Origin of the sequence: Pedobacter lithocola, from assembly GCF_042650845.1 — a bacterium.
Taxonomy (GTDB): domain Bacteria; phylum Bacteroidota; class Bacteroidia; order Sphingobacteriales; family Sphingobacteriaceae; genus Pedobacter; species Pedobacter lithocola.
Window position 1 is genome coordinate 71,784 of sequence record NZ_JBHSBW010000001.1, and the last position, 17,534, is coordinate 89,317.

Here is a 17,534-nt window from a genome sequence, read left to right on the forward strand (position 1 = left end):
CAGCAATTAAACTTTGCTGACTTGCAGGCTGATTAAAATCAATATCTAACCATCAACGTATGAAAAAAAATCTATCTTTTTTCAAGAGGAGCTCTCTTCTCTTGTGCATGGGCTTGCTGTTTGCAATTTTTGCAAAGGCTCAAACGAAAGTTACCGGGAGGGTTACTTCCAGTGACGAAAAACTACCGGTAATCGGTGCAACCATCAAAGTAAAAAATGCTGCTAATGGCACCACAACAGATGCAAATGGTACATTTTCAATTGCAGTAAATCCTACTGATGTTTTAGTTTTCTCTTTTGTTGGATATTTATCTAAAGAAGTACCCGTTGGGACACAAACCAATATTTCTGTCGTACTACAATCCGAAGATAATAACCTTTCGGAGGTTGTTGTAACTGGATATTCTGCGCAACGGAAAAAAGATTTAACTGGTGCAGTAGTGGTAGTAAGTATGGATTTATTAAAATCGCAACCTGCCGCAAGTGCTGTTGAAGCTTTACAAGGTAAAGCAACTGGGGTACAAATTATAAATGATGGTGCGCCAGGTTCTACGCCTCAAATTCGTATTCGTGGTACAAGTACAATTAATAATAACGAACCGCTTTACGTTATTGATGGTGTTCCTTTTGAAGGTAAACTATCATGGCTTAACCAAAATGATATCGAAAGTATGCAAGTTTTAAAGGATGCATCTTCAGCTTCAATTTATGGTTCTCGAGCCAATAATGGTGTAGTAATTATCACTACTAAAAAAGGTGTTGCAGGTGCGCCAAGAATTACATTCGATTCTTATTACGGAACACAATCACCACGAAAAAGTAGTTTTCCTGAAATGATGAATCCGCAACAATATGCACAATATGTTTTTGATGGTTACAATAATGCAGGTAAGGCAATTGCTGCAGGTAGAAATTATGGTTCTGGTACAACACCAGTATTGCCAGAGTATTTGGTAGCAGGTTCTAAACTTGGACAAGATGTTACGGCTGCAGATGCTGATCCATCCAAATATAACTACAGTCGCGACCCGAATCTTTTTTATCAAATAACAAGAGCAAATAAACAAGGTACCAATTGGTTTGATGAAATTACCGATGCAGCACCTGTTCAAAATTATCAAATTAGTGCTACTGGCGGTGGAGAAAATGCTACTTATGCATTTTCGGGAGGTTACCTAAATCAAAAGGGTACTATAAAATACACTGGTTTTAAACGCTATAATTTTAGATCAAACACAACTGTATCGGCATTTAACAAGCATGTACGATTTGGAGAAAACGCTCAATACAGTTACTCTGAAGGCTTTGGGTTTGGTGTAAATCCCAATACTCCAGGTGGATATCAGGATCAAGGAAGTGCATTGGGATGGGCTTATCGTATTCCTACCATTATTCCTGTGTATGACATCAACGGAAATTTTGCTGGTAGCCGTGGTAGCCAGTTGGGTAATGCAGAAAACCCACTTGCTGTTTTATTTCGTTCAAAAGATAATTTAAACAAGAGTAATTTCTTTTTTGGTAATGCCTTTGCCGAAGCAGATATTTTACCAGGTTTAGTTTTCAAAACCAATTTTGGTTTACGATATGAAAATTTTAATGGTTTATCAATGCGTTACCCTAATTTGGAATTCTCTGAAGGTAACAACTCCAATAACTTAAACGAATACCAGGGTTACAATACAGAGTGGACATGGACCAATACTTTAAACTATAGTAAAGTATTTAACGAAAAGCACCGTGTTAATATATTGGCCGGTACTGAAGCAATTAGATCTCGCTCAAGACAATTAAATGCTGGTAGAAATGATTTCTTTATTTTAGGCAATCAAGATTATTACTATCTAAGTACAGGTTCATCTAACATCAGCAATACTAGTTTTGGTTCAGTTGGTTCTCTTTTCTCTTTATTCGGTAAGGTAGATTATTCATTCAACGACCGCTATTTGGCTAGTATTACGATTCGCCGAGATGGTTCTTCTAACTTTGGTGATGCCAATAAATATGGTTTCTATCCGGCAGCAAGTGCAGCCTGGAGGTTATCAGAAGAAGAATTTATGAAAAATGTTAAATGGATTAGCGATTTAAAACTTCGTGTTGGATACGGACAAACCGGTAACCAAAGAATACCTCCATATCAATACATTAACCGTTTCCAAAGTTCAATTATTAATTCTGCTTATGCAGTTGGTGGAGCAAACAGTTTAACAACTGGTGTATGGCAAAATGCCTATCAAAATGCTGATGTGAAATGGGAATCTTTAAAAGCGTTAAACGTAGGTTTAGATTTTACATTATTGAACGGAGCTTTCGATGGATCGGTTGATTGGTACAGCAAAAAAACATCTGATATGCTTTATAATCTTCCTTTGCCTTCTAGCCAAGTTGGTTTAGGTAGTTCGCCATTTGTTAATATTGGTGATATGAGCAATAAGGGTGTCGAATTTAATGTGGCTTATCATTATGGCAGAGAGGCTGAAAGCCCACTTAAGTTTGATATTGGCTTAAACTTTTCTAAAAACGTTAATAAAATTGTCAAACTGGCTCCTGGCATTTTCAATCAGGTTTATGGTAATTATAGAAGTTTGCAAACCAGTGTATTGCAAGAAGGTGCACCATTTGGTTCTTTCTTTGGATACAAAACTGCAGGTATTTATCAAAGTGCAGCAGATATTCAAAATAACCCATCGTACACAGGTGCACGTGTTGGAGGTTTACGCTACCAGGATATTAATGGCGATGGTGTAATCGACCCGAAAGATCGTACCATTATCGGCGACCCAAATCCTGATTTCACTTTAGGCTTAAATTTAAATGTATCGTACAAAAACTTTGATGTATCAGCATTTATTTATGGCGTACAAGGAAACGACATCTTTCAAGCCACACGTTATTTTACCGATTTCCCATCATTCGATGGAGCTAAAAGCACAAGATTGTTAGATGCCTGGAGTCCTTCAAACACTTCAAGTCTAATACCATCTGCTTATGCAGGCGCATCTGATTTAGAGTTTGCATCTTCTAGCTACTATATTCAAAATGGAAGTTTTGTAAGGTTGAAAAATTTACAAATTGGCTATTCTATTCCTACGGCTAAAACTTTCGGTTCGAAGGTTGCGATTAATAGATTTAGAGTTTATGTAAGTGCAACAAACTTATTTACCATTACCAAATACACCGGTATGGACCCAGAGGTAAGTCAAATTACAGATACATTCTCTGCTCCGGGTGTAGATCAGGGTGTTTATCCTACTCCTCGTCAGTTCTTAATTGGTATTAATGTTGGATTTTAATTAAAAGATATAAAGATGAAACAAATAAAATATATATTCCTTTCACTACTAATTTGCAGTACGATTTCCTGCAAGAAGGAATTCTTAACGGTTCAGCCTCAGGGAGAACTTACAGAATCGCAATTAACCACACAAGATGGTGTAGAAGGTTTGCTTGTTGGTGCATACAGCTTATTAAATGGTAATGTGAATGGTACCTACGGAAACTACGGTGCAGCACCAAGCCAATGGTTGTTTGGGGAAGTAGCATCTGACAATGCACATAAAGGCAGTAGTGTAGGTGATCAGCCAAATATGAATGCAATTGAGCAACATGCACCAACCAGTACAAACGATAATTTGTCTAACCTTTGGGATAGATGTTTCGAAGGCATTCAACGTTGTAATAACACGCTTAAAATTTTAGGTAACTTACAAGGTGGACAAGGAACGGTTAAATTTAGTGATGCTCGTGCTAAAGAAATTCAAGGAGAAGCTCGCTTGTTACGTGCTCATTATTATTTCTTTTTAGTAAGGGTTTTCAAATCGGTGCCTTACGTTACAGAAGCTACAACTGGTACTTTTGTACCTAATGATAAAGATATTTATCCAAACATTGTTGATGATCTTACCTTTGCTGTCGCCAATTTAACTACCGCTAAACCTAGAAATCAAAAAGGTCGTGTAGATAAATATGCAGCTCAGGCATATCTAGGGAAAGTATATTTATATCAGAAAAAATATACCGAAGCATACGATTTATTAAATGCAGTAATCTTGGCTAAGCCAGATTTAACTACGCTGCCATATTCTGATAATTTTGATATTACTAAAGAGGGTGGACCAGAAGCCATTATGTCTGTTGAGCATTCTGTTGGTACAGATGGTACCGGTGGTGATAACGGAAATGTTGGTGATATTTTAAATTTCCCTTATGGCAATACACCAATTAACTGCTGCGGTTTCTTCCAACCAACTATCGATTTAGCAAATTCATTTAAAGTAGATGCAAACGGATTGCCTTTACTTGATGGCAGTTACAGAACAAACGCTTACAAATCAGATTTTGGGTTAGTTGGCGCTGCAAAAGATAATTATGTTCTAGATAAAACGCTTCCGTTAGATCCTCGTATAGAATCAACTATCGGCAGACGAGGAGTACCTTATCGCGATTGGGGGATTATGGCAGGTGATACCTGGATTCGTGATGCAAGTAATGGAGGTCCGTTTGTTGCCGTAAAAAACACTATCGAATCTGCTCAAATTGCAAGCGGCACTGCACCTGGCACAACCAACGTTACAGGTTTAAATGTAAACTTAATACGATTAGGTGACGTGTATTTAATGGCAGCGGAATGCGCTGTAGAGAATGGCAATTTGCCAAGAGCTTTATCCCTTGTTAATGCGGTTAGACAAAGAGCTGCAAAAATAACACCTCAGCAAGTTAATGGAACACCTGCTGCAGCTTATAGAGTAAGTCAATACACATCTTTTCCAACGGCTGCTTACGCTAGAAATGCAGTTCGTTTCGAACGTAGATTAGAGTTGGCCATGGAAGGTCACAGATTCTTCGATTTAGTTCGTTGGGGTGTTGTAAAACAAACTTTAGAAAGCTATTTTGCCTTCGAAGGCGGTTTCTTTGATTATCTAAAAGGAATAAATATCGAAGCAAGAGATGAGTATTTTCCTCTACCACAAGATCAAATTGATAGGAGCAAGGGAACACTTAAACAAAGTCCAGGCTACTAAAAGTTAGCACCTGATACTGTAAATGCATGAATATTGGTGATGATTAAAATCTCATTAATATTCATGCATTTTTTTTTGTTGGTTCAGTCTTAATATTTCTGAATACTTTATAATTCTTAGTTCCTATCTAAAAGTTATAATTCTGAATGCTTCTTAAAATCTTAATTACCTTAATTCCTTAATGTTCAGAATTATGGTGATAAAATATTAAGGAATAATTAACATTAATATCTACCTACTCTCTTTAAATCTACTAAAAAACAATAAAGCAATTAGGCAAAGTGCAAATCCTACAATTCCATTTAATCGTAATCCAAAATCGTTTCCCGGGTCTTTACCATAAATGGTTAACATTGCAAAAATCGCAATGCCTAAGGTTTGACCAAGTTTTACAAATAAATATTTAACCGCAAAAAACATTCCTTCATGGTTTTCGCCAGTTTCTAAAGTGTCTTTTTGGGCAATATCGGCTAATATTGCTGTGGGCAAAATACCCAATGCAGCAAGCGGGAACGAAGCCGATAAAACGAGTATGTAAATTTGTGTGTAAGCGCCAAAGGGCAACTTACCAAGGAAAAATATCGTAACAAAAATTAAACAGAGTACACCAAATGCCAGCAATACAAATGGCTTTTTACCAATCTTTGCCGAGCCAAAAGTTACAATTGGGTAAAAAAGTAAAGACGCCAACACCATGGCACCCATAAACTTCCCGCCCTCTGATTCATCCAGACCTAAAAGTACGGTACAAAAAAACAATAAACCGCTCGAAATAATACTTAAAGCAGTATAAAAAGCAAAGTCAGATATAAGATAATATTTAAAATTGCTATTTCTAAAAGTGTTTTTAATTGCCGGCCACAATAGTACATGTGTTGGTTTAGCTACCGAGAATTCTTTTTCGTTAATAAAAAATATAGGCAGCAACATCACCAAGCCAGAAAAAATACATAAACCCCATATCGCAATTTGAACTGCCTGGCTACGGTTTGCGAAGTAAAAATCATCTTGTGCTAAATCTGCAAAGTTATTGGTACATGCCGATAATATAATCCCAATAACGAAACCAACTTGCTGGTAGCTAGATAATTTTACCTTTTGCCTTGGCGTATTAGTTACTTCGGCCAATAATGCGTTGTAGGGAATAATGTAAGTGGTAACCGAAACAAAAAACAAACACAACATTATGGTTAGCCACCATGCATTATGCAAACTTTCTCCTTTATCAATAGGATAAAAAACCAATCCACAGAAAATCATGGAAGGCACAATTGCCCATTTCATAAAAGGCATCCTTCTTCCATTTGGATTTTTGCTTGCATCGCTTTTGGAAGCGATAAAAGGATCAAAAACGGCATCAACCAATCTGCCCGATGCGGCAATTATTGAGAGGATGTTGAAAGCACCTAAAAAAACAAGTTGTGGTACTAAGGGTGGCAATCCTGAACTGCTTGGGGGCAAATAAAAATAGGGCAACATTACAATGATAATATTTGTCATCGTACTCCAGCCAATCATACCAGCCGCGTAAGCAACTTCTTGTTTTAAGGAAAGTGTTTTATTCATTAATTAAATGTTACGCCTATTTTTATAAAAGCATATTCCTGTTCTCTTCGGGTATATCAGTCCTGCTTTTCGTTTTATTACGCAGCAACCCGAAAAAGGTCGCTGCTCCATGTTCACTCCAATCAGGTTTATAAAGCAAGTTTCACCGTACATTTAACCCTGCTTCACCAAATTAATATCTGTCAATAGAATTTTACTGCGACTGCAATTTAAGTTTTTAATTTTATGATACATAGGTAATTTAGCTAAAGAACAAATGAAAAATTACACATAAATGTTTGCCATTTAGTGAGCCGATATTTATAAGCATCCAGAATCATTCCGTCCGGCATCTTTTATCGTTCTGTCATGCTGTCAGTCATAATTCCAATATATTTTTACATTTTATCAGTCTTTTATACATATTAACTGCCAAATGCCAATTGGCACAAGCATTGTTTAATAGCTGTTGAAATTATAATACTTTAAAGAAAGAAATACAAAATACAATGGGAAAAATTATTGGAATAGACTTAGGAACAACAAACTCTTGCGTGAGCGTAATGGAGGGCAACGAGCCTGTAGTTATCGCAAACAGTGAAGGTAAACGTACTACACCGTCTATTGTTGCTTTTGCAGAGAACGGCGAACGTAAAGTTGGCGAGCCAGCTAAACGTCAGGCTATAACTAACCCAACAAAAACGATTTATTCAATTAAACGCTTTATGGGTAGCAGCTACGACGAAAGTGCGAAAGAAGCTGGACGTGTACCGTACAAAGTGATTAAAGGCGACAACAACACACCACGTGTTGAAATCGACGATAGAAAATATACACCACAAGAAATTTCTGCAATGATTTTGCAGAAAATGAAAAAAACTGCTGAAGATTTCTTGGGTCAAGAAGTTACAGAAGCGGTAATTACTGTACCTGCTTATTTTAATGATGCACAGCGTCAGGCTACTAAAGAAGCTGGTGAAATTGCTGGTTTAACAGTAAAACGTATCATTAACGAGCCAACTGCAGCTGCTTTAGCTTATGGTTTAGATAAAGCCCACAAAGACATGAAAATTGTTGTTTTTGACTGTGGTGGTGGTACGCATGACGTTTCTGTTTTAGAATTAGGTGATGGCGTTTTCGAAGTAAAATCTACTGATGGTGATACACACTTAGGTGGTGATGACTTTGACCACATTATTATCGATTGGTTAACTAGCGAATTTAAAGCTGAAAACAGCATGGATTTAGCTAAAGACCCAATGGCATTACAACGTTTGAAAGAAGCTGCTGAGAAAGCTAAAATTGAGTTGTCGAGCACTACTTCAACTGAAATTAACTTGCCATATATCACTGCTGATGCTAGCGGACCAAAACACTTAGTACGTACATTATCTCGTGCTAAATTTGAGCAATTGGCTGGCGATTTAATTAAACGTACTATCGACCCATGTAAATCGGCTTTGAAAAATGCTGGTTTAAGCACAAGCGATATCGACGAAATTATCTTGGTTGGTGGTTCAACTCGTATCCCAGCAATTCAGGATGCTGTTAAAGCTTTCTTTGGTAAAGAACCAAGTAAAGGTGTTAACCCTGATGAAGTTGTGGCTATCGGTGCTGCTATTCAAGGTGGTGTTTTAACGGGTGATGTGAAAGATGTATTGTTATTAGATGTTACTCCTCTATCATTAGGTATCGAAACTATGGGTGGTGTAATGACTAAATTAATCGAGTCTAACACAACCATTCCAACTAAAAAATCAGAAACGTTCTCAACTGCAGCTGATAACCAGCCTTCAGTAGAAATCCATATTTTACAAGGTGAGCGTCCTATGGCAGCTCAAAACCGTACAATTGGTCGTTTCATTTTAGATGGTATTCCACCAGCACCTCGTGGTGTGCCTCAGGTAGAAGTTGCTTTTGATATCGATGCTAACGGTATTTTACACGTAAGTGCAAAAGATAAAGCGAGCGGTAAAGAGCAAAAAATCCGTATCGAAGCATCATCGGGTTTAACTGATGCTGAGATTAAAAAAATGAAAGAAGAAGCAGAAGCTAATGCAGCAGATGATGCTAAGCAGAAAGAAGAAGCTGATAAAATTAACGGTGCTGATGCATTAATTTTCTCTACTGAAAAACAATTAAAAGAGTTTGGTGATAAATTATCAGCTGATAAAAAAGCACCAATCGAAGCTGGTTTAGAGAAATTAAAAGCAGCACATTTGTCTCGTAACTTTGCAGATATCGATGCAGCACAAGCTGAATTGCAAAATGCATGGAATGTAGCGTCAGAAGAAATGTACAAAGCTGGTGAGCAGCCTCAAGGCGGTGGTGAACAACCACAAGCTGATGGTCAGCCTCAAGCTGGTGGCGATAACGTTACTGATGTTGATTTCGAAGAAGTGAAAGACGAAGAGAAAAAGTAATTTTTCAGTCCGAAAGTCTGAGGTTGAAAAGCCGAAGATGACATATAAAAAAAGCGTCCCGATTTTACATCGGGACGCTTTTTTTATGCAGTGGCTTTTTGTATAACCTTCTTTCATAAGTTCTCCAGCATATTAATGCTATGAATTAAATGAAAGGTGATAACAAAAATAATCCTAATTATTTTGGCATTAAAACGCCATCAATAACGTGGGTAATTCCGTTGCTTGAAACAACATCTGCAATAGTAACGTTTGCACCGTTAATCATTACTTTACCATCTTTAACAGATACTTTAAGTTTGCCACCTTGTACAGTAGTTAACTCTTCACCATCTTTCAAATCTGCTGCTTTTAACGCACCAGGAACTACATGGTAAGTTAAAATTTTAGTCAAATCTGCTTTCATTTCTGGTTTCATTAAACCATCTAAAGTAGCTTTTGGAACTGCTGCAAATGCTTCGTTTGTTGGAGCAAATACAGTAAATGGTCCTGTACCGCTTAAAGTTTCAACTAAACCTGCTTGTTTTACCGCTGCTACCAATGTAGTGTGATCTTTAGATTCAATTGCGTTTTCTACAATGTTTTTTGAAGGTACCATCATTGCACCGCCAACTTCAACACCAGTTTCTTTTGCGGTAGTATCCATCGCCATTGAACTAGAATCTACTACTGTACTGTCTGCAGATGAATCTGTTTTAGGAGAACTACAAGCTACGATAGAAGCTAAAAATGTTGCACCCATTGCCAGACTTAAAAATTGCTTTTTCATGCTATTTGTTTTTTGTTTAAGTTTATAATTCGGGTACTTACGATAGAAACTGGCAAGCGGTTCTTCCTTAAGAAAAAAGGTGAGTAACATTTAGGTTGCAGAATAATCCTTCAAAAAATATACAATCATGTTTTCCAATTATCCTTTTTAAAAAGAGAATCAAAAATTTAAGCTTTCAAAATCAATCACTTACAAATTTCCATCGATAATATCCTGCAGCTCTTTTTCGTTTGCAGAAATCTCTTGTAGCAGCTTGAATTGATTTTTCGCTCTATCTAAGTTTTGTGTAGGATAGTTAGTTGGATAATAAGCATTTCCGCTTAAAAAATCAGTTAAAAAGCGTAAAGCTTGCATGTAAATCATATATCTGCCAGAAAATAAAATCAATTCTTTTTCTGTATCAGTAAGAATATTCTTCATTTCAGATAAATAACCTTTAACGGTGGCTTCAAAATAATTTATGCGTATTTTAACTTTACTTAAATCAATTTCATTTTCCGAAAACGCACAAAGATAAGTACGCAACATGTCGCCTAAATCTGATATGAATTTACCTGGCATTATGGTATCTAAATCGATTACACAAACACCTTCAAAGGTTTCTGCATTTAGCAATACGTTACTAATTTTTGTATCATGATGCATCACACGATCGGGGAAATCAGCTCTGTGTGAATAAGATTTAAAGAAATCTAAAAGGTATTTATATCTTAAAGCATCATCAATTTCGGCTTTGGCTTCGTCTTTTAGCTCCTTCGAAGCTTCGCTTACCACTACTGTAAATTGTTTAAATCTCAAGCCTAAATCATGAAAACCCGGGATGGTGGGCTCCAAAGTAGAAGCATCGAAATCATTTAATAAACGACTTAATTTTCCGAATTGCTTGGCTGCTTCATAAGCCTGATTTTCATCAACTAAAACATCTAATGAAACCGTATCTTCTACAAAAGGTAATAACCGCCAATATTCTTCATTAACATAAGCCATTTCCTCTCCGCCGATGGTAGAAATTGGTTTTATAAAAAGATATTCAGGGAATTTTTTAAGCAGATAGTTGGCTATTGCTTTTAAATTATTAGCCATTGCTAAAGGATTAGCGAAAACTAACGTATTAATATGTTGAAGAATGTATTGTTTGGTTGTGCTTGAAGGCGAAAGCAAATAGGTACGGTTTATTAGACCTGTACCTATTTGAGTAATTTTGATATTTTCTTTATTAAACCCGTATGCTTTTAAAACTTCAGAATCTAAATTTAATTCCATAGTTTTTCTGGGTATGTTCCGTTATTAACCAATTGGTTAATACTATCCTGAACATAAGGTTTATCTTCTTTGTAGGTTACGCCAAACCATTTGTTCGAAGTTGGTACAACTTGAAATGTAGCTTCTCCACTTTTAACAAGATTTTCGCCGATTAAAGGAATAAAAAATTCTGCTTTCGGTTTATCTTTATTTGCCATTGCAAACTCTACAAATAATTTCTCAGTTATTTTAAAAACAGCAGGAGTAAAGCCCCAAAAATTCATCGATACTGGTGTTTCGAAACTTAATGGAAATTCTTCTCCATCTTCTTCATAAAAGATGTTTCCATCTTTTGGATAAACTTTAGTACGCTCAATAATTTCTTCTAAATTACCAGCAGCATCTACTTTACAAACTCCACGAGAAACTGCACCAAATTCTGAAAGTGTTTTACCAACTTCGTATCCAATGATAGAAAAATTACTGTCTGAAGCTTCATCAGATAAGAAATCTACCATTTTTTTAAATGCATCGTAACCATAATAATCATCAGCATTAATTACGCAAAATGGTTCTTTAACTACGTTTCTAGCTGAAAGTATAGCATGAGCAGTACCCCAAGGTTTTTCTCTGTATATTTCTTCTTCTATACCGAATTGCTTTAAATCGAAATTTTGAAAAACATAATCTGTTTCAATTTTTCCATTTAATTTTGGTTCGAAAATAGATTTAAAATTATCTACAAATTCTTCTTTAATGATAAAAACAACTTTGCCAAAACCAGCATTAATTGCATCATAAATAGAATAATCAATAATGGTTTCACCGTTCGGGCCAAATCCATCAATCTGTTTCATGCTTCCATAGCGACTTGCCATTCCGGCAGCCAGTATTAATAGGGTAGGTTTCATATTACGAAAATAATAATACTAATGGTTTTTCAATTAGTATAAGCGTTAATTTTTTAGTGTAGAATATTAAATTTATTAAGATTAATCCGTTAAGCGTAATCTCAATTATTGCAACCTGCAATTTCACTTTGTTTAATACGAAATAAAGCTAAAATAGTTTTTGTTTTGAACTTTTATTTTGCAATGGTACCGCATTTTCATGTTACACCGTTAATTTTATTGTATTCCTTGAAGATTGTTAGATGGCCTAAAGATTTATACCAAAATGAATTTTTAAAATCCAAATAAGCCACCACCACTTTTAGTGCGTGTTTTTTTTCCAGTCAGCATCCCAAATAATCCTCTAACAATTTCTCTTCCTATTTGGCGGGTAATAGTAGCACCCATAACTTTCTCTACCAAACTTTTTTCGCCTGGTTTAGGTTTACTTTCAATTTCGGCTTGTTTTTGTGCTTCAGCTTCTTGCTTTTGTTGCTCTGCTGCTGCGGTTTGTTCGTTAATTCTTTTAGTTAAAATATCGTAAGCACTTTCAGGGTCAATTGCATCTTTGTATTTCGTGTACATTTGACTTCCTGATACAACTTTTTCGAAATCAGCGGCAGTTAGTGGTCCCATTACTGCTCTTGGTGGCGTTAGCATGGTAGCCGATACTTCTGTAGGAATTCCTTTTTCGTTTAAAACGGTTACTAATGCTTGTCCGGTTCCAAGTGAAGTTAATACTTTATCAATTTCATAGAACTCAGATTTTGGATAGGTGTTAACCGTCTTTTTTAATGCATCTACATCATTAGGTGTAAATGCCCGCAACGCATGCTGTACTCTATTTCCCAACTGACCTAAGACACTTTCTGGCACATCAGTAGGGGATTGCGTACAAAAGAAAACGCCAACACCTTTTGATCGTATTAGTCTGATTATCGTTTCAATTTGCTCTAAAAATGTTTTCGAAGAATTGTTAAAAAGCAAGTGCGCTTCATCAAAAAAGAAAACCAATTTCGGTTTGTCCAAATCTCCAACTTCTGGCAGCGTATTAAATAATTCAGCTAGCAGGCTGAGCAAGAAAGTAGAATATAAAACGGGTTGATTTTGAACGTCGGCAATGTTTAACAGGCTGATAACGCCCTTACCATCTACCCGTTCAAATAAATCATCGGCATCGAAAGATTTTTCTCCAAACATTCCTGCTAAACCTTGTTGTTCGATGGCAACAATCTTTCTTAAAATAGTACCTGAAGTTGCGGTTGAAATACTACCATAACTTTCTTTAATTTCTGCTGCACCAGTACCTTCTGAAAGGTAAGAGATTAGTTTTTTTAAATCATTAAGATCAATGATAGGCATTTTGTTATCATCTGCATATTTGAAAATAACAGCCATCACACCCGATTGAGTATCGTTTAAATCTAAAACTTTTGATAAAAGTGTAGGACCGAACTCTAAAACGGTTGCCCGCATTTGCGCACCAAGTTTGCCTGATAGCGAATATATTTCAACAGGAAAGCCGGTTGGCGTAAAAGGTTTATTTAATTGAGCAGACCGCTCTTCAATTTTCGGATTTACACTTCCGGGTTGGTTTAAGCCCGATAAATCTCCTTTAACATCAAGCATAAAAACAGGTACACCTGCATCAGAAAGCTGTTCGGCAAGCAATTGAAGTGTGCGGGTTTTACCTGTTCCAGTTGCACCAGCGATTAAACCGTGCCTGTTCATCATTTTTAAGGATAAATTTACTTCGGCATCTCCGTAAACCTGGCCTTCTAAAATGCCAGCCCCTAGATAAATTGATGAGCCTGTAGGAGAATATGCAGCCTTAATTTTTTCAATAAATTTTATAGAAGAATCACTCATTGTTTTAGTTTTAATGCCACAATTTAATAAACTAATGTTACAATAATGGTTTTTTAGCTTTGAGGAGCAAGACAATTTATCAACATGAATGATTTTCTTCTATACAAATGAGTTTAAGTATATCCCAAATACCCAGGTAGATTATCCGTTAGAGTTTCGATAATTGTTCGAATAATTCCTTTTGCTTGGCGTTTAAGTTAGTTGGTATTTTTACTTGCCATTTAACGTATAAATCGCCGAATTGATTTTCTTTTTTATATACTGGATAGCCTTTTCCTTTTAAGCGTAAATTGGTATCTGGTTGTGTGCCGGCAGGGATATTAAGTTTTACCTTACCGTTTAAAGTTTCTACAATTGCTTCTCCACCCAAAACTGCCGTATATAAATCTACATCTTGTTGTATATAAATGTCGTTTCCTTTTCGCTTAAATTTATGGTGTTCGGCTATATTAAAAGTGATGTATAAATCTCCTGCTGGACCATTATTCGGGCCGGGAGCGCCATAACCAGGAAGCTTGATTTTTTGTCCGTTTTCTACACCTGCAGGAATTGTTATTCGCACTTGCTTACCGTTAACGGTTAACGTTTGTTTGTGCGTGGTATAAGCATCCAATAAATTTAAGTTCAGTTCTGCAGTAAAATCCTGACCTTTAAAAGGAGATCGACCACTACTTCGTTGTCCACCACCTCCAAACATCGAAGAGAAGAAATCAGAGAAGTCATCGCCGCCGAAGCCTCCAGAGAATCCACGACCAAAACCGCCGCTTTGTGGCCTTTGCTGCTGCGAACTTTGCTGACCTGCATGCTGCCAATCTTTACCGTATCTATCGTATTTTTTCCTTTTTTCCGGGTCGCTTAAAACCTCGTTAGCCTCATTTATTTGTTGAAATTTTTTATTTGCTTCTTCATTATTAGGATTTAAATCGGGATGGTATTTTCGGGCTTGTTTTCTGTAAGCTTTTTTAATATCATCTGTTGTGGCATCTTTCGTAATTTCCAGAACTTTATAGTAATCTATGTAATCCATAATTTATTGCAAATAGTATTTATAGAGGGCGCTATTAATTTAAAATGTAAAATTACTTAATAACCGTAAACAACACTAATGTTAAAAAAAAAATGCTCCGATATTGGAGCATTTAAATTATTTATTATAAAATTTTATTTTTTGTTTTTAACGTATTTTTCTAACCATTGGTCTTGTTCCCAAAGGGCGTGTAAAATATTTTCTTTACCACGGTAGCCGTGTGCTTCGTAAGGTAAAAACACAAATCGAACAGTACCACCAGCACCTTTTATTGCTGCAAATAAGCGTTCACTATTTATTGGGAATGTACCTGTATTATCGTCAGAATCGCCATGGATTAGCAACAGCGGTGTTTTAATTTTATCTGCATAACTAAATGGACTCATTTCATAATACAATTGTGGTGCCTGCCAATACGTACGCTCTTCATTCTGGAAACCAAAGGGAGTTAATGTACGGTTATAGGCGCCGCTTCTGGCAATACCAGCAGCGAATAAGTTGGTGTGCGCTAAAAGATTGGCAGTCATAAATGCACCATAGCTATGTCCGCCAACGGCCATACGTTTTCTATCACCAACACCTAAATCAGATAATTTATTGATGGCCGCTTCGGCATTTAAACTTAACTGATCTACAAATGTATCGTTAGGCTTTTTGCCATCTTTTGCAACGATAGGCATTTCGGCATTGTCTAACACAGCATAACCTCTTGTTACCCAATAAATAGGTGAACCCCATGCAATTGCGGTAAATTTATCTTTCGAGCCACGGATTTGTGCGGCATCAGCTGCAGAGTTAAATTCACGAGGATAAGCCCAGATGATGGTTGGAAGTGGTCCATCTTTTTCTTTATTGTAACCTTTAGGCAAATATAAATCTCCTGTTAAATCAACTCCATCGGCTCGTTTATAAGAAATCTTTTCTTTAACAACACCATCTAAAGATGGATATGGATTCGAAAATGCAGTAACTGGTCTGTCGGCAATACGAAGCACTAAATTTTTGATGTAATAATTCGGCACAAGTTTCTGGCTCTCTTTTCTTGTTAATAGAATCAGTTTTTCAGCATCAATTACATCGCTTACATATTCAAAAGTTCCTTCTGCACTACGCCAAATAATATCATTTTTCTTGGTTGCTAAATCAAATTTCGCTAAGAAAGGTAAATCACCTTTATCCGATGAACCAACCGTGTTATTCATCAATAATTTTGTTCCATTATCAACAGTATGAATTACCGAGCGGCCGTATTTATTTTTTGTAGTAACTGGTGATCCTGGATTGCCATAAGCATCGGTTTGGTTGCGACTATACAGTTCTTCTAAAGCGCCTGTTGATGGATTGTATCTGCTAACTTTGCTGGTTTGTTTGCTTCTTAAACCCTCCATCACTAAAGCTAAATTTGCATCGCCCCACTGTACGCCACGAAAGCGGGTTTGGGTTTTAAAAAGTTCTTTCTCAGCACCAGAGAACGGAGCACTTAAAGCATAAACAGCATCGTGGAAAGGCACATTTTTCTTAATCAATCCACTATCTAAAGGTTTAGACCAAGTTATTGTCGCTGGTTCATCATCTCTCCAAGAAAAACCGCGAGGAACATTCTGCATGTTATCATAACCCGATGGCGTGCCTTCTGATGATGGTAATTCTGCCAGAACTTTAACCGCTTTACCAGCTAAATCGGTAATGGTAACTGTTGATGGAAAACCATTTGCTGTAACCAGATAAGAAAATGGCTTGCGAATGGTTTCAATTAGCATAAATGTTTTATCAGGTGATAAGTTTACTGAGCTATAAATAGCAGGCTTCCCGATTGGGGTTTCTACACCAGCTATGTTTTTTACCAATTGTGATGTGCCGTAGAATTCAAAAAGCTGCTCATCGAACGGCGATTTAATTAAATCCTGATAAGTTGGACTTGGTGCGGCCTTACCCAAATTTTGCTGAACAGTTGGACCTTGAGGCATTAAAGGTTTCACAGGAGCTGCGCTTGCAGGTTTGGTTACAGCTCTGTAGATAATTGTATTATCATTTAACCACGTTAAACCGCTTCCTAAAACCACATTTAAGAAAGCCTTATTAGTTTTGGTTGCTTTTTTAGTGGCAACATCGATGATGTATAAATCTACACCTTTTTGTGTTGTATTGGTGAAAGCAATTTTAGTTTGGGTTGGATTCCAACTGATGTTACTCGCGTACAATGGCGCAGGCAAACCCGAAACCGGAAAAGTTTTCTCGGTTTTAATGTTTTTTAAGCTAAAATTATTGATGTAGGTAATTCTGCTTGGAGAATAATTATTTGGATTTAAACGTAAGCCAGCAATGCGGTATTCTGGCATTGCCAATTCTTCTACAGATGGATATGAATTCCGCTCGCTAAACAAAATCCACTCGGCTTTATCATCGATACTTACGCCTGGCGTAGGTTTGGCAAGCAACAAATCAGCAATTTCTTTTGGTGGAAGCTGATAACTTACTGCATCTTGTGCGGTTGCATTTAATGAAATGCAGGTGCCAGCTATTAAAAAATAGAAGTGTAGTTTTTTAAACATAATCCGGTTTGGTTATTTGATATGGAAAATCAAATATTGCAAAATAAACCGACCAAAAAGGTAGCGTAACTGCTTATTTACACGCTTTAAAAAATATTTAGAAAAGCAAAGCAAGTAGTTCTTTTGTTCAATCAGTCCTGCTTTCACTCATAGTCCTCGCCCGAAAAAGCCTGTGCTATAAATACGCAACCATAATAAA

At 36.6% G+C, this 17,534-nt stretch carries 10 protein-coding genes; 3 read left to right on the forward strand and 7 right to left on the reverse strand.

Annotated elements, in window-relative coordinates; genetic code table 11:
• Nucleotides 1-59 precede the first annotated feature (59 nt).
• Entirely contained in the window at nucleotides 60-3,290 is a 3,231-nt protein-coding gene (locus tag ACFOWA_RS00305; protein WP_378980698.1) for a SusC/RagA family TonB-linked outer membrane protein, read from the forward strand.
• Nucleotides 3,291-3,305: 15 nt separating this feature from the next.
• Entirely contained in the window at nucleotides 3,306-5,018 is a 1,713-nt protein-coding gene (locus ACFOWA_RS00310; protein ID WP_378980700.1) for a RagB/SusD family nutrient uptake outer membrane protein, read from the forward strand.
• A 231-nt stretch (nucleotides 5,019-5,249) separates the two neighbouring features.
• On the opposite strand, the gene ACFOWA_RS00315 is transcribed toward ACFOWA_RS00310, so the two are convergent.
• Nucleotides 5,250-6,584, reverse strand: coding sequence for an MFS transporter (locus ACFOWA_RS00315; protein WP_378980702.1), 1,335 nt, complete (start codon nucleotides 6,582-6,584; stop codon nucleotides 5,250-5,252).
• A 488-nt stretch (nucleotides 6,585-7,072) separates the two neighbouring features.
• On the opposite strand from ACFOWA_RS00315, the gene dnaK reads away from it, so the two are divergent.
• Entirely contained in the window at nucleotides 7,073-8,986 is a 1,914-nt protein-coding gene (dnaK, locus tag ACFOWA_RS00320; RefSeq protein ID WP_378980704.1) for a molecular chaperone DnaK, read from the forward strand.
• A 178-nt stretch (nucleotides 8,987-9,164) separates the two neighbouring features.
• Here the strand turns inward: dnaK and ACFOWA_RS00325 are convergent, their stop codons facing one another.
• The 6 genes from ACFOWA_RS00325 to ACFOWA_RS00350 form a co-directional block, all read right to left on the reverse strand.
• A complete protein-coding gene (locus ACFOWA_RS00325) occupies nucleotides 9,165-9,755 on the reverse strand; it encodes a fasciclin domain-containing protein (RefSeq protein ID WP_378980706.1) in 591 nt (196 codons plus the stop codon).
• A 189-nt stretch (nucleotides 9,756-9,944) separates the two neighbouring features.
• A complete protein-coding gene (locus ACFOWA_RS00330; RefSeq protein ID WP_378980708.1) occupies nucleotides 9,945-11,018 on the reverse strand; it encodes a phosphotransferase enzyme family protein in 1,074 nt (357 codons plus the stop codon).
• Nucleotides 11,009-11,908, reverse strand: a complete 900-nt coding sequence (locus ACFOWA_RS00335) for a nucleotidyltransferase family protein (RefSeq protein ID WP_378980710.1) — start codon at nucleotides 11,906-11,908, stop codon at nucleotides 11,009-11,011. Before ACFOWA_RS00335 ends, ACFOWA_RS00330 begins: the two co-directional genes overlap by 10 nt.
• Before the next feature lie 273 nt (nucleotides 11,909-12,181).
• A complete protein-coding gene (locus ACFOWA_RS00340) occupies nucleotides 12,182-13,756 on the reverse strand; it encodes a helicase HerA-like domain-containing protein (RefSeq protein WP_378980712.1) in 1,575 nt (524 codons plus the stop codon).
• Between the two features lie 148 nt (nucleotides 13,757-13,904).
• Nucleotides 13,905-14,783: a DnaJ C-terminal domain-containing protein gene (locus tag ACFOWA_RS00345; RefSeq protein WP_378980714.1), complete on the reverse strand. Its 879-nt coding sequence runs from the start codon at nucleotides 14,781-14,783 to the stop codon at nucleotides 13,905-13,907.
• Nucleotides 14,784-14,917: 134 nt separating this feature from the next.
• Entirely contained in the window at nucleotides 14,918-17,335 is a 2,418-nt protein-coding gene (locus ACFOWA_RS00350) for an alpha/beta hydrolase family protein (protein WP_378980716.1), read from the reverse strand.
• Nucleotides 17,336-17,534 lie beyond the last annotated feature (199 nt).